At 72.7% G+C, this 14768-nt stretch carries 9 protein-coding genes; 3 read left to right on the top strand and 6 right to left on the bottom strand.

The window, feature by feature from the left end; translation table 11 throughout:
• Position 1 precedes the first annotated feature (1 nt).
• The 6 genes from D7318_RS01785 to D7318_RS01810 form a co-directional block, all read right to left on the bottom strand.
• Positions 2-1585, bottom strand: a complete 1584-nt coding sequence (locus D7318_RS01785; RefSeq protein ID WP_120695007.1) for a long-chain-fatty-acid--CoA ligase — start codon at positions 1583-1585, stop codon at positions 2-4.
• Positions 1582-7938: a type I polyketide synthase gene (locus tag D7318_RS01790; protein WP_120695008.1), complete on the bottom strand. Its 6357-nt coding sequence runs from the start codon at positions 7936-7938 to the stop codon at positions 1582-1584. The genes D7318_RS01785 and D7318_RS01790 overlap by 4 nt, the downstream gene beginning before the upstream one ends.
• A gap of 49 nt (positions 7939-7987) precedes the next feature.
• Positions 7988-8554, bottom strand: coding sequence for an FcoT family thioesterase (locus D7318_RS01795; RefSeq protein WP_120695009.1), 567 nt, complete (start codon positions 8552-8554; stop codon positions 7988-7990).
• Positions 8551-9441, bottom strand: coding sequence for a (3R)-3-[(carboxymethyl)amino]fatty acid oxygenase/decarboxylase (gene scoE, locus D7318_RS01800; protein WP_268987325.1), 891 nt, complete (start codon positions 9439-9441; stop codon positions 8551-8553). The genes D7318_RS01795 and scoE overlap by 4 nt, the downstream gene beginning before the upstream one ends.
• 212 nt (positions 9442-9653) lie before the next feature.
• A complete protein-coding gene (locus D7318_RS34720) occupies positions 9654-9953 on the bottom strand; it encodes a hypothetical protein (protein WP_120695011.1) in 300 nt (99 codons plus the stop codon).
• A 146-nt stretch (positions 9954-10099) separates the two neighbouring features.
• On the bottom strand, positions 10100-11245 hold the full coding sequence (locus D7318_RS01810) for a glutathione-independent formaldehyde dehydrogenase (protein WP_120695012.1): 1146 nt from the start codon (positions 11243-11245) through the stop codon (positions 10100-10102).
• A 348-nt stretch (positions 11246-11593) separates the two neighbouring features.
• Here D7318_RS01810 and D7318_RS01815 point away from each other — a divergent pair, with 348 nt between their 5' ends.
• Genes D7318_RS01815 through D7318_RS01825 form a run of 3 tightly spaced genes read left to right on the top strand, consistent with a single transcriptional unit; the run spans position 11594 to position 14720 of the window.
• Positions 11594-12859, top strand: coding sequence for an ABC transporter substrate-binding protein (locus tag D7318_RS01815; RefSeq protein WP_120695013.1), 1266 nt, complete (start codon positions 11594-11596; stop codon positions 12857-12859).
• Positions 12856-13815 carry a carbohydrate ABC transporter permease gene (locus D7318_RS01820; RefSeq protein ID WP_120695014.1) on the top strand — a complete coding sequence of 320 codons (960 nt, stop codon included), beginning with the start codon at positions 12856-12858 and terminating at the stop codon, positions 13813-13815. The genes D7318_RS01815 and D7318_RS01820 overlap by 4 nt, the downstream gene beginning before the upstream one ends.
• A gap of 14 nt (positions 13816-13829) precedes the next feature.
• Positions 13830-14720: a carbohydrate ABC transporter permease gene (locus D7318_RS01825; RefSeq protein ID WP_120695015.1), complete on the top strand. Its 891-nt coding sequence runs from the start codon at positions 13830-13832 to the stop codon at positions 14718-14720.
• Positions 14721-14768: the final 48 nt, after the last annotated feature.

The following is a 14768-nucleotide window of genomic DNA, read 5'->3' on the forward strand; positions in this document are numbered from 1 at the left end:
CTCAGCCCTTCTCCCGTGCCCGGTCGCGCAGGTGGCGCCGGAGCACCTTGCCGCTCGCGTTGCGCGGCAGCTCGTCGAGGAACTCGAAGCTCGTGGGGATCTTGTAGTCGGCGAGCACGCCCCGCAGGAACGTGATCAGCTCGCGCGGCGTGGGCGCGGCGCCGGGGCGGGCGACGACGCACGCCCTGACCGCCTCGCCCCTGACGTCGTGCGGCACCCCGATCACGGCCGCGTCGGCGACGCCCGGATGCGCGCGCAGCGCCGCCTCGACCTCGGCCGGGTAGACGTTCTCGCCCGCCACCAGGACGGTGTCCTTGATCCGGTCGTGGAGGAAGACATAGCCGTCCTCGTCGACATGGCCCGCGTCGCCCGTGAGGAGCCAGCCGTCGACGACGGTCCTCGCGGTCTCCGCGGGGCGCCGCCAGTAGCCGTCCATCAGGGCGGGGGTGTCGATCCGCAGCTCCCCGACCTCGCCGGGCGGGAGCGGCGCGCCCGACCGGTCGACGGCCTGCACGGCGACGCCGGGGTAGGGGCGGCCCGCGGCCCTGAGCCGGGGGCCGCCGGGCACGTGGTCGGCGGGCGGCAGGCAGACGGCGGACGCGCAGGTCTCGGTGAGGCCGTAGATCTGCGCGAAGTCGCAGCCCATCACCTCGAGGCACTGCTTCAGCAGCGTCTCCGGCATGGGAGAGCCGCCGTACACCACCTTCCGCAGCCCGGTGAAGTCCCCTGGACCCACGCCGGGTTCGGCCAGCAGGATCGTCAGCATCGACGGCACCACGAGCGTCGTGGTGATGCCGCCGTCGCGGAACCACCGGAGCGTCCGCCGGGCGTCGAAGCCCCGCGCGACGACGTTGGTCGCCCCGGCCCTGAACCCCTGGAGGAACCACCAGGGCCCGCCGATGTGGTGCCCCGGCAGAACGTTGAGGCTGCGGTCGTCGGGCCGCCAGTCGAGCCAGTCGAGCGCGTGGCGGGCGAGGAGGTCGTTGATCGCCCAGAACGTCGACTGCGCCAGCACGACCCCCTTGGGCGCGCCCGTCGTGCCGCTGGTGTAGAGCTGCGCGAGCGGGGCCCCAGGGCCGTTGCCGAGGTCGGGGTCGGGGTCGGTGTCCGGGTGGCCGTCGCGCCAGGCGGCGAAGCCCTCGGGGCCCTCGTCCGTGAGGGCGACGACATTCCGCAGCCCGTCCAGGCGCGGGCGGAGCGCGGCGACGGTCGCGAGGTGGTCCTGGTCGGCGAAGAGGAGCTCGGCGCCCGAGTCGGACAGCACGTGCGCGACCTCGCCCGGCGTCAGCCGCGGGTCGGCGGGGACGAGGACGGCCCCGGTCCTGGCGCAGCCGAGCAGCAGCTCGTGGTAGTGCTCGGAGTCCCTGCCGAGGTAGGCGACCCGGGTGCCGGGGGCCACGCCCTCGCCGATGAGCGCGTGGGCCGTGCGGTTGCCGCGCCGATGGAACTCGAGGAAGGTCACCGCGCGCCCTTCGCACTCGACGGCGACGGCGTCGGGCCGCGCCCGCGCGTGGTGCGCCGCCGTGGCGGAGAGGGTGGGGAAACGGGGGACGTCCGGCCCGCCCGGCCGGGTCGTGCCGCTCATCGAAGGGCTCCTTCTTCTGCGGGCGAGGTCTCCGCGGGCGAGGTCAGCCGTTCCTCGACGAACGCGGCGAGGGCGCCGACCGTGGGGTGGTCGAAGACGCTCGCGGTGGACAGCGGGACGCGGAAGCACAGCTCGAGGGCGTTCTTGAGCTCGACCGCCGCGAGGGAGTCGAGCCCGATCTCGAAGAACGCCGCCGCCTCGGACACGTCGTCGGGCGAGTCGAAGTGCAGGAGGTCGGCGATGACCGCCCGCACGACGTCGCCGACGGCCTCGCGCCGTTCGGCTCGCGACAGCTCGAGCAGCGCGGCCAGGTCGACCTCGACGCCCGAGCGGGTCGAGGCGCGGCTGACCTCGTCGTAGAGCGCGTTGGGCTGCGGGCGGGTCGCGGCGCAGCGGTCCCAGTCGACCTCGGCGATGGTGACCTGGGCGACGGCGGCCCGGGCGGGCGGCCGGTCGAGCAGGCGGAAGAGCGCGCGGATCCCCGAGGCGGGCTTGAAGAACGAGAAGCCCTGGTGCTCGATGTTCGCGATGTGCTGCGCGTCCATCCCCGCGGCCAGGCCGATCTCGCCCCACGCGCCCCAGTTGACGCTCATCCCCGGCAGTCCGGCGGCGGCCCTGCGGCACATCAGGGCGTCGAGGAACGCGTTGCCCGCCGCGTAGTTGGCCTGGCCCCGTGAGCCCAGCGTCGCGGAGACGGACGAGTAGCCGATGAAGAACCGCAGCCCGGGGAAGGAGCGGGCGGCCTCGTGGAGGTGCCAGCTGCCGTGGACCTTGGCGCGGAAGACCGCGTCGACGCTCTCCCTGGTCTGCGCGGCCACCGGCGCGTCGGCCAGCACACCCGCCGCGTGCACGATGCCGCCGAGCGGCCGAGGCCCTGACCTGAGCGCCTCGGCCACCCGTCTGACGTCGTCCGCGTCGCCGACGTCGCCGCTGTGGCAGACCACGTCGGCCTCGGGGCCGAGCGCCGCCCGCACCTCGGCAAGCGTCGCCGCGTCGGGGGCGCGGCGGCTCATCAGCGCGATGTGGCGCGCGCCCAGGTCGGCAAGGCGCTTGGCGACCAGGCGGCCCAGGGAGCCGAGCCCGCCCGTGACGAGATACGTCTCGTCGGGGCTGATCCGCACCGGGGGAGCGGCGGGCGGCGCGCCCAGGACCTCGGGCTCGAAGCCGATGGCGACCGCGCCGACGTCCACGCCCCTGCTGAGCGCGCCGAACGCCTCCTCCACCTCGTCGAGCCCGTACACGGTCGTCGGCAGCGGGGCCAGCTCGCCCGCCGCGAGGCGCCAGGTGAGCGCGGCGAGGGTGTCGCGGACCAGGGCGAGCACCTCGTCCTCGGAGACCGCGGCCCGGTCGAGGTAGGCCAGGTCGGGCCTGGCCGCGCGGACCTCGTCCCGCGTCATCGTGCCGTCCGCGCCGAGGCCGACGAACCGGCCGCCGGGGGCGGCGACGGCCAGGGCCGCCTCGGAGAACTCCCGGGTGAAGCTGTCGATGACGACATCGACTCCGGCGCCTCCCGTGGCGGACCGCACCTCGTCGGCGAAGTCGAACGCCGGGGACCCGATGACGTGGCACGCCCGCTGGGAGCGCGCCGCGCGCCACACGTCGGCGGCGCCCGTGACGACGAGCACCTCGGCCCCGGCGCGCAGGGCCAGTTGGGCCGCGGCCCACCCGACGCCGTCGGCGGTGGCGTGCACGAGCACCCGGTCCCCGGCGCCGACCCCGGCCAGGTGGTGAACGGCGTGGTGCGCGGCCAGGAACGGCACGGGGAACGTCGCCGCCTCGGCCAGGCCGAGGCCCTCGGGGACGGCGACGGCGGCCGAGGAGTCCACCGTCACCTCGCCGCGCAGGCAGCCGAGGCCCGTGACCATGACCCGGTCGCCGACCCGGAACGCGGCGTCGGGGCCCGCGGCGGTGACCACGCCCGCGCACTGCTGGCCCAGCGGCCGCCCGCCCGGCTCGTCGCCGTTCCTCGGGGCGAGCCCGAGGACGGTGAAGACATCCCGCAGGCTCAGGCCCGCCGCGTGGACCAGGACCCGGATCCGGTCCTTCTCCGGCTCCGCCTCGGGCCCCGCGGGCAGCGGGACCGCGGCGACGCCGCTGAACCTCCCGTGCTCCCTGACGACCAGCTCGACGTCCCGCCGCGGGCCGCCCGTTCCCTCGAACACCCGGCGCACATGCCGGAGTCCACGCCGGTGGGCCACCTGGTAGTCGGCCGACTCCCCGGCCCGCCACTCGTCGAGCAGCGGCAGGTAGGAGCCGCCGCCCGGCGGCAGGTCGACCAGCGTCGCCCGGTAGGAGGGGTGCTCGGTCCACAGCACATGGCCGAACCCCCACAGGGTGGCCGCCGCGGGCGGCGCCACCCCGCCCTCGTCGGCGCCGTCCCCCGGGAGCCACTGGGCGCCCTCGGTGACCAGCCACAGCCGTTGGCCCTGCCCCGACCCGGCCTGCCCGAACCCCACCTGGGCGAGCGCGTCGCGCAGCGCGAGCAGCGCGTCGTAGTTCCGCTCGCACAGGGCCCGTAGCGTCTCCCCGGGGTCGGCCGACGGCCGCCAGAACCAGCAGACGTCGGTGGGTCTCTCGCGCAGCGCCGCGAGGGCCCCGGCGGCGTCGGCGGCCGTGGCGACGGCGATGCCGTCCGCCGCGGCCCGCTCGGCGAGGGCCGCGGCGCCCGCCTCGTCCGCGCCGATCAGCAGCACCCGGCGCTCCCGTGGCTCGGCCTGCCGCGCCGCGCGCTTGACCCAGCGGACCTCGGAGTACATCCGGTCGCGGTCGGGGGCGGCCCCGGCGACCTGGCGCAGGGTCAGCCCCTCGAGCACGAAGACGGTCCGCGCGCCGTCGAGCAGCAGCAGGTCGGCGCGGGGCGGCTCGCCTTCGGCGGCGGGCGGGTGCAGCAGCAGGACGCTGCGCAGCGTCGCGCCCCTGGGCTTCCGCAGCAGGCGGCAGCGCGCGAAGCCGACCGGCATGGCCACGCCGTCGTCGGCGCCCGCCAGGGCGGCCAGCGTCTGGAACGCGCAGTCGAGGACGACGGGCGGCAGGTGCTCGCCGATGACGGCGGGCTGCCCGGCCAACTCGCCCACGGCCAGGCGTGGTCCGCGCCGCTCGGCCCCGCGCACCCCCTGGAAGCGGGGGCCGTAGACCACGCCGAGCTCGGCGAAGTCGGCGTAGAGGTCGTCGGGGCCGCGCCGGTCCCGCGCCTCACCCGCGGGGGCGGGCTCGTCGGCCCCGGCCCTCAGGCGGCGCTCGACGGCGGCGAGCGCGTCGCCGGGGTCCGCGCCGACGACGGCGCCGACGACCGCGGTGACATGCGTTCTCTCGAACGGCTCGAAGCCGGGCTCGTCGCCCTCCACCAGGCTGACGATCTCCGCGTCGGCCCTCCCGTCGGGGCGGGGCCGCAGCCTGGTGCGCAGCTCGACGGTGCCGTCGTCGGGGAGGAAGAGGGCCTGATGGATCACGACGTCGGCGATCTCGCCGCCCGCGTCCCCCTCGACCGCGTCCTGGAGGGCGAGCAGGATCTCGACATACCCGGCGCCGGGGAAGACGACCTTTCCCATCACCTTGTGGTCCACGAGGTAGCCGGGCTGCCGCGCGCCGACGCGCGCGGCGAACGTCCGCACCCCGTCCGCCCGTTCGCCGGGCGTCGAGGTCTCGGCGCCGAGGAGGGGGTGGGCGTCGGGCTGCCCGCCACCCGTGGCAGGACCCGCCGCGGGCTCGGGGAGCCAGTGGCGGCGGCGGTCGAACGCGTAGGTGGGCAGGCGCACGGGGCGCCGCTCGCGGCCCCTGTGGTGGGCGCGCCAGTCGACGGACGCGCCCGCGGCGTAGAGCTGGGCAAGGGCCTGGCGGGCCACGGTGGCGTCGCCGTCGTCCGGGTGGAGGCTGCTGAGCCACACGTGCTCGCCCGCGTCGTCGAGGCACTGCTTGCCCATGCCGACGAGGTCGCTCGCCGGGCCGATCTCGAGGAAGGCGTGCCGCCCGCGTTCGGCGACGGCGCGCATGCCGTCGGCGAACCTGACGGAGTACCGCAGGTGGCGCCCCCAGTACTCGGGCGAGGACAGCTCGCCGGGCTCCGCGAGCCGGCCCGAGAGGTTGGAGACCAGCGGGAACTCGGGCTCGTGGAACGTCAGACCGGCCACCACCTTCGTCAGCTCGTCCGCGGCCTCGGCCATGAGCGGCGAGTGGGAGGCGCAGGACACGGCGATGCGCCGGGTCTTGACGCCGCGCCCGGCCAGCCCGGCCTCGACGCGCGCGAGGGACGCGGTGCCGCCGGAGAGGACGAGCTGCCTGATGCCGTTGATCGCGGCGATCGACACGTCGTCGTGGGCGTCGACCAGGTCGCCGACCTCGTCGACCGTCCCCTCGACCGCCGCCATCGCCCCCGGTGGCGAGGTGTCCATCAGGTGGGCGCGGGCGGCCATCAGCGTCACGGCGTCGTCGAGGGTCAGCAGCCCGGCGACGGCCGCGGCGGCGATCTCGCCCAGGGAGTGCCCCGCGAGGACGGCGGGGCGCACGCCCCACGCGAGCCACAGGCGCGCCACCGCGTACTCCAGCGTGAACAGCGCCGGTTGCATGAAGCGGACGCGATGGATCAGCTCGGCGTCCTCGGCCCTGCCGAGGATCAGGTCGCGGATCGAACGGCCGAGGTGCGGGGCGAACAGCCGGTCGCACGCGTCGACATGCTCGCGGAAGGCCGCGAACTGGCGGTAGAGGGGCAGGCCCATCCCCACGTACTGCGAGCCGCCGCCGGAGAAGAGGAACGCGGTCCTCGGCGCGGCGGGCGGCCTGCCGGTGGCGGCGGCGCGGGTGAGCCCGCGTTCCAGGAGCCTGGCGATGTCCTCGTTGTCCCTGACGACCCCGGCGATCCGCAGGCCGAGGTGGGCGCGCGTGGTGGCGGCGGCGTGGCACAGGTCGCCGGTGTCCGTCTCGGGGGCGCCGCGCAGCAGCCGCTGGTAGCGCTGGATCTGCCCGCGCAGCGCGGGGCCCGTCTTGGCGGAGAGGGTGAAGACATGGGCGGCCCCGTCGTCGGCGGCGGCCTCGCGGGGCTCGGGCTCGGGGGCCTGCTCGAGGACGACGGCGGCGATCGTGCCGGTCAGGCCGAACGAGTTGACCAGCGCCCTGCGCGTCTCGGCGCGCCACGGGCGGCGGGTGGTGGGGACGGTGACCGGGGCGGTGTCCCAGGGGATGTGCCGGGACGGGGTCGTGAGGTTCAGGTGCGGGTAGATGGTGCCCTCGCGGAGCTGGAGGGCGGTCTTGACGATGCCGCCGATCCCGGCCGCGGACTCCATGTGCCCGATGTTGGTCTTCAACGAGCCGACGGTGACCGGCTCCTGGGGCGTGTGGGACGCGCCGAAGACGGCGCTGAGCGCGCCGATCTCGATGGGGTCGCCCAGCGGGGTGCCGGTGCCGTGCGCCTCGACATAGGAGATGTCGCGGGGCGAGAGCCCCGAGGCGGCGAGGGCGGAGCGGATCAGGCCCTCCTGGGCCGTGCCGTTGGGCACCATCAACGAGCCGCTCTCGCCGTCCTGGCCGATGGCCGAGCCGCGCACCAGCGCGTAGACCCGGTCGCCGTCGCGCCGGGCGTCCGCCAGCCGTTTCAGCGCGACGACCGCGGCGCCCTCGGCGCGGCCGTAGCCGTCGGCGGCGTCGTCGAACGTCTTGCACAGGCCGTCGGGGGCGAGCATGTTCCCCTGGCTGGCGAGGACGTAGGGGCGGGGGTTGCTGATGGTGTTGACCCCTCCGCAGAGCGCGAGGTCGGTCTCGCCGCCGCGCAGCGCCTGGGCGGCGAGGTGCACGGCGACCAGCGAGGCCGAGCAGGCGGTGTCCACGGTGACGCAGGGCCCGCGCCAGCCGAGGAAGTACGAGAGCCGACCCGAGACCGCGCTGAGCGCGGCCCCCGTGGGCATGTAGGTGGTCAGCTCCTCGTCGGAGTAGACGGCCATGTCGGCGGCGTAGTCCATGTTGCTGACGGCCAGATACACGCCGTTGGTGCCGTGCCGGGTGGCGGTCGGGTCGATCCCGGCGTCCTCGAGGGCCTCCCAGGCCACCTCGAGGACGAGCCGCTGCTGGGGGTCGACGTAGTCCGCCTCCTTGGGCGAGATGTTGAAGAACTTCGCGTCGAACTGGTCGATGCGGTCGAGGAATCCGCCCCGCGCGCTGCGGATGCCGCCGGGGGCCTCGGCGGCGTCGGTCGGGTCGGTCGGTTCGGAGGCCGGTGCCCTGTCCCACCGGTCGGTGGGCAGGGGGCGCACACCGGACTGCCCGGTGCGCAGGAAGTCGGCGAACGCGTCCGGCGTGCTGTTGCCTCCCGGCAGGCGCAGACCGATACCCACGATCGCGAGGGGTTCCCCCGGGGCTGCGGGCATGCTGAACTCCCTTTCGAAAGACGGTGCGACGGGTGTGCGGGTGGCGCGCTCAGCCGGTGGCCTCGGGGTTCCTGAGGGCGAGGCGCACCGTGCCGTGGCAGGCGGCCTTCTCGCCCTCGCCGAAGCGGCACAGCGTGCTGAGGATGATCAGGGGGCCGTTGCCGCCGTCCCGCCGGGTGGCGCGGACGATGTCGAGCTCTCCCCAGAAGCGGCGCCCGCGCATGGCCTGGCGGAAGGAGCTCTGGAAGTCGACGATGAACATGTCGGGCAGCTGCCGCGTCCAGTAGTCGTCCATGGACCACTGGTCGAAGACCCGAAGGACCCGCTCCTTCAGGGACTTGGCCATGATGAAATAGATCATCTGGTTGAAGCAGATGTTGAACTCGACGGAATTGAAGTGCCCCGTGTCGTCGATGTAGCAGGATTCGCCGATGCGGAAGGCGCCGCGGAGGCTGATGCGGCCCTCTCCTTCCCCCGGATCTCCCGTGACGGTGACCGAGGTCGTCTCCAGATAGCGGCAGTGCGGCTTGTACACCTCGAGCACCTGGTCGAGCAGGACTTTGTCGTGCGGGAACGCGGCGGCGTTCTCGTCATCAGGTCGCGGCTCCGCCCTCACGACGCGTTGATTCCTGGATAGAACTCGTACTCGTCGTGCACGGTGACCCGGTGCGAGACGGTGGGTTCATAGGTGGTGGTGTGCAGCGCCCGATGCACGAGGCTGCGGTTGTCCCAGATGAGGAGGTCGCCCTTGTCGAATGTCTGGAGGTGGATGTTCTCGTGCTCGAACGTCCTGTCCGCCTGGCCGACCGCCTCGAAGAGGTCCTCGACGAGCCCGTCGCGCGCGGGCGTTCCGTCGGCGTTCTCGATGCGGTAGGTGAGGGCCTCGCTGATGTACAGAAGGGGCTCGCCTGTCACCGGGTGGGTGAAGACGGTGGGGTGCGCGATGGCCGGGGTCTCGCGCTCGATCTCCGCCATGACCTCGGAGATCGGCCGGTAGACATCGGTCGGCCTGATCTTGAAGAAGCGCCTGACGCTGTTGAACGAACGGGTGCCCGCGATCTCGTCCTTGAGCTTCCGCGGCAGCTCGGCGTACGCCTTCGCCATGTCGATGAAGAACGTGCCCCGGTTCTTCGCCGGTACCACCTGCGGATATATCAGGGTCAGCCCGAAGGGGCGCGGCATGAACGAGTAGTCGTGGTGCCAGAACTTCCCCGTCTGCGGGACCCCGACCTGCTCGCCGTCCTTCTTCACATTCGAGGAGACAAAGATCTCCTTGTGTTCCGGGTGGTGGTACATCGGCTGGTAGTACGTCTCGACCTCGCCGAGCCTGTGGCCGAATTCCACGAACTCGGCGGGGGAGAGACGCTGGTTTCTCAGCACCACGATGCGGTGGCGGTAGACCAGTTGTTTGAGTGCCGCCAGGTCGTCGGCCGGATCGTTGAGCGCATCGAATTGATCGACGTCAATGCCCATTCTCGCGCCGTCATGGGAAGTGGTGATCATTGTTCACCGTCCGATGAGAGGGGTCCGATGAGAGGGGACCTGAACTCCGGTCACGCTACCTCGGCCCCTCGTGAACCCATAGAGACGCGGTTGCGCGCTTTAGGGCCGCTTAAGAACGGTGAAGGGAAAGGCGCGAGTTCGCGCCATGGAAAAACGCCGCGGGAGCACCCTCCCCACGAGGGTGCTCCCGCGGCGTCGCGCGATGGCGCCGATCAGGGCTCGGCGCTGCCCCCCGCGGTCCCGCCGCTCTCGGCGGCCTCGGCCTCGGGCTCTTCCGCCGCCTCGGGGGCCGCGGTCTCGCTGTCGACGGTCGAGGTGGAGCCCAGGATGGCGGCGTGCTCCAGCACGTCCTCGAACGGGTCGTCGATCTGGCCTGTGCCGACGAGCGCGAAGCGCGAGCCGACGTGTGTCTCGCCGTTGTAGTGCTCGTCCGCGGTGGCCGCCCCGGCCCCGAGTGCCGCCGCCCCCGCCGTCGCCACCGCCAGGACCGGCCACCGTACCCACTTGTTCATGCCGCACCTCTCGGGATCCGCACCGTGCATTACCGTGTGCTAATCACGTGGGCATCTCAGAAGTTACGATCCGCGTCCATCGTATGACCGTGCGTCAGGTGAGATGATCGGCGGCCCGGATCCGCGGCCCGGCGCCCCGCCGACGCCTACGCGTTGGCCATCGCGGGCTTGAGCAGGACCTTCGTCCAGCCCTCGGCGCGCTTGTCGAACTGGTCGTACGCCTCGGGCGCCTGCTCGAGCGGCAGCCGGTGCGAGACGACGAACGACGGGGTGGCGCGGCCCGCGATGATGAGGTCGCGCAGCTGGCGGTTGTAGGACTTGACGTTGGCCTGCCCCGTGGCCATCCGCTGGCCCTTCTCGAAGAACTTGCCCATGCGGAAGAGCAGCTCGCCGTGCTTGGCGCTCTCGCTCGGGCCGCCGGGGTCGGCGGGGACATACAGGCCGACGACGCCGATCGTGCCGGTCGCGCGGACGGCGTTGACCAGGGTGTTGAGGATCATCGCCGGCTGCTCGTGGCCCTCGGGCACGGTCGCCTGGTACCCGACCGCGTCGATGCCGCGGTCGGTGCCGTCGCCGCCTGTCTGCTCCATGATCTGCTCGGCCGCGTCACCCTTGGTGTAGTCGATCGGGATGGTGCCGATCTGCTCGGCCAGGCGCAGCCGGTCCGGCTGGCGGTCCACCACGAACACCTTGGACGCGCCGCGGATCAGGGCGGAGTAGCCCGCCATCAGGCCGACGGGCCCCGCGCCGAAGACGCACACGGTGTCGCCTGGGCTGACCCCGGCGAGCTGGGTGGCGTGGTAGCCGGTGGGGAATATGTCGGCGAGGAGGGCGAAGTCGTCCTCGTGGACGTCGCCCGGCGGCAGCTTGAGGCAGTTGAAGTCGGCGAACGGCACCCGCAGGTACTCGGCCTGGCCGCCGCGGTAGGGGCCCATCGACACATAGCCGTAGGCGCCGCCCGCGAAGCCCTGGTTCACGGTGAGGCAGAAGCCCGTCCTGTTCGCCAGGCAGTTCTTGCAGAAGCCGCAGGCCACGTTGAACGGCAGGACCACCCGGTCGCCCTTCTTGATCGTCGCGACGCCCGAGCCGACGTCCTCGACGACGCCCATGTTCTCGTGGCCGAAGATCAGGCCGGGCTCGGCGCCCGTGCGGCCCTCGTACATGTGCAGGTCCGAGCCGCAGATGGCGGAGGTGGTGACCCGTATGACGACGTCGGTCGGGTCCAGGATGCGCGCGTCGTCCACTTCCTCGACCGTGACGGAGTAGGGCTCTTGGTATACGACCGCCTTCACAGCTGCCTCCCGGGGTGGCGTGGGATGTCCCTTGCGGCCTGCGCCCTTTGCGGCGTTTTGACCGCCTCCTCACCACCTTAGGGAGGGAGAGCGGAAGTCGCGACAGCAGACGGGTGGCGCGCGGTGCGGATCGACCACGAGCCGATCACGTTCCGCCGCCACTCGTGCACGCCCCGCCCATGAGGGCAAAGCCACCCAGCCGTCTCATGGTGAAAATCGACCACCACTGCTCAGGCGTGACCATTGGCGGCCCCCGGGGGGACTCCTACTCTCGGACCTCAATCAGCGGCGCCCGGCTGGCCCGGCGCCGATCTGACCGAGAGAGGTGGTGTGGCCGCTCTGGGCGCAATGACGCGTTCGCCGAGCCGTCGGCGACTGCTGGGCGGCGCGGCGGCCGGGGCGGCCGCACTCGCCGCCGCGGGGTGCGGGTTCACGCGGGGGACGGGCGACGGGCTCGTGTTCGGGTTCCACGGCGACACCCACGCCCTCGGCCTCTACCAGCGGGTGGGCGACCTGTACCGGCGCCGTAACCCCGGCGTGACGATCCGCTACACCTACGCCGACTCGCTCGGCTTCTTCCAGCGGCTGCCGCTGATGTTCCGCGCGGGCACGGCGCCCGACGTCATCGTGGCCGCGGAGAGCTGGATCTCCGGGCTCAGCCAGCTCGGCGGCTGGGCCGACCTCACCCCCTACCTGGAGCGCGACGGGCTCGGCGAGGACACCTGGGTGCCGGGCGCGCTGACCCCCGCGCGGATCGGCGGCGAGACGCTGTGCCTGCCGTGCCTGGTCTATCCCAAGGGCATCGCCTACAACCTCACGCTGATGCGCGAGCGCGGCGTCCCACCGCCCGGCGAGAGCTGGACCGAGGACGCGTTCCTCGAGACGGCCGCCGCCCTCGGCCACGAGGCCGCGGGGGGACGCGTGTACGGGCTGCACAACGGCTTCGGCACCGCGCAGCCCTATGACGTGCCCACCGTCTACGGCGGGCTGCCGTTCGACCCGGTCGCCCGGCGCATGACCGCCACGTCGCCCGAGGTCACGCGCTCGCTCCAGCTGATGTCCGACCTGATCCACGCGCATGGCGCGATGCCCGACGCGGGCTCGGGCCAGGAGCAGGAGGTACTCAACTTCACCAGCGGGCGCTTCGGCCTCGGCCTCTTCGCGGGCTACTCGCTCCTGCCCTGGACCGAGCAGATCGGCACCAACTTCGAGTGGGGCGTGGCCCCGTACCCCGACGCGTGGTCGGGCACCTACCAGAACAACAACGCCGCCGTCTTCGCGGGCTCGTCACGCAAGGAGGAGGCGTGGGACTTCGCGAAGTTCCTGTCGACCGACCCCGAGGCGCAGGCGATCCTCGGCGGCAACGGCACCCCGGCGCTGCGCGGCGCCGCGGCCGCGTGGTCCCGCTCGCTCGAGGGCCCGGCCCGCGACTACCCGTGGGAACCCATGATCGACCGGATGGCCGGGCAGATCGTCGCCTACCAGGGAGGGGTCTTCAACAAGATCTGGGACATGCTCGGCGTCGCCGTGCAGGCCGTCGAGAACGAGAACGACCCGGTCGACGAGGCGCTGCGCCGCGTGCAGGCGCGCGGAACGGAGCTGCTGCGCGCATGACCGCCCCCACCACGACCCGCGCGCCGGGCGCCGCGCCCCGCACCCCCGCGCCCGCCTCCGCGCCCACCCGGTGGCAACGGCTGCGCCGCTCCGAGGCGTTCGCGTTCTACCTCTTCCTCACGCCCTGGCTGGTCGGCCTGGTGGGGCTCACCCTGGGCCCGATGCTGTTCTCGCTGTACGCCGGGTTCACGCGGTGGGACGGCGTCAACAGCCCGGAGTGGATCGGATTCGACAACTTCCGCGTCATGTTCGGCTCGGATCCGGACTTCTGGCCTTCGTTCGGCCGCACTTTCTTCTACGCCGGTGCCCGCGTGGCCCTGGGCGTCGCGCTGGCCCTGGCGCTCGCCGTCATCCTCAACACCCGGCTGCCGGGGCGGACCTTCTTCAGGACCGTCTTCTTCCTCCCCACGATCGTCACGGGCGTTCCGATGTTCGTGGTCTGGGCGTGGATGTTCGACCCCGATCTCGGCATCCTCAACTACCTGTTGAGCCAGGTGGGCATCGAGGGCCCGGCCTGGCTCGGCGACACCACATGGGCCATGCCCGCGCTGATCCTGATGAGCCTCACCGCCACCGGCGGCACCATGATCATCTTTCTGGCTGGCCTCCAGGGCGTCCCGCTCGAGCTGCGCGAGGCCGCCGTGGTGGACGGCGCGGGCTGGTGGCACCGCTTCAGGGCGGTGACCGTGCCGATGATCTCGCCGGTCATCCTCTTCAACGTCCTGATGGGCCTGATCGCCTCGCTCCAGGTCTTCGCCGAGCCGTTCGTGATGACCCAGGGCGGCCCCGAGCGCTCGACCTACGTCTTCGGGATGTACCTGTTCAACGAGGCGTTCTGGTACTCCAACGTCGGCTACGCCTCGGCGCTCGCCTGGGTCCAGTTCCTGGTCATCGTCGTCCTGACCTTCCTGGTGCTGCGCTTCGCCAGGCGACGCGTCCACTACCTGGGATCCTGAGGAGAGCCGCGCCCATGACCTCCACCGCCCCCGAGCGCGGGCCGCGCGGCGCCGCGCCCCTGCGCCTCACCCTCACCCGCGGCCGGGTCGCCCTGGTCCCGCTCTATGTCCCGCTCGTGATCGCGGCGTTCTTCTTCGCCCTGCCGTTCGCCTGGATGCTCACCGGGGCGTTCAAGGCGCCGAGCGAGATCACCCACTATCCGCCGACGTTCCTCCCCGAGCGGCTGAACGCCGACAACTTCACGCAGGCGGCCGACGACGTCTCGCTGTGGCGCTACCTCGGCAACTCCCTGCTGGTCGCGGTCGTCTCCACGGTCGGCACGGTGCTGTGCGCCTCGCTCGCGGCGTTCGCCTTCGCCTATCTGCGCGCCCGCGGCAGCCGCGTGATGTTCGGTCTGGTGCTCGCCACGATGATGCTGCCGCCGTTCATCCTGCTCATCCCGTCCTACAGCATCTACCAGTGGCTCGGCTGGCTCGACACCTATCTGCCGCTCACCGTCCCGCACTTCCTTGGCGTGGGCGGCGCGTTCTACATCTTCCTGCTGCGGCAGTTCTTCCTCGGCATCCCCCGCGAGATCTTCGAGGCCGCCAGGATCGACGGCGCGGGGCGGCTGCGCCAGTACGCCACGATCGCGCTGCCGCTGGCCAAGCCCGCGCTGATCACCGTGGCGCTCTTCCAGTTCGTGGCGTCGTGGAACGACTTCTTCGGCCCGCTGATCTTCCTCACGGACTCGTCGAAGTTCACGCTGCCCGTCGGCATCCGCTTCTTCCAGGGCCTCTACGCCACCGACTACGGCAACCTGATGGCGGCCACGACCGTGAGCGTCGTCCCGGTCCTGCTGTTGTTCCTGGTGGCCCAACGCTTCTTCGTCCAGGGCATCGCGACGACGGGCGGCAAGGGGTGAACGCTGCGCTGGCCCGCGCGACGGCCACGGCGGGTCCGCTGGCGCGTG

This window comes from Streptomyces radicis, from assembly GCF_003626575.1.
Classification (GTDB): Bacteria; Actinomycetota; Actinomycetes; order Streptomycetales; family Streptomycetaceae; genus Streptomyces; species Streptomyces radicis.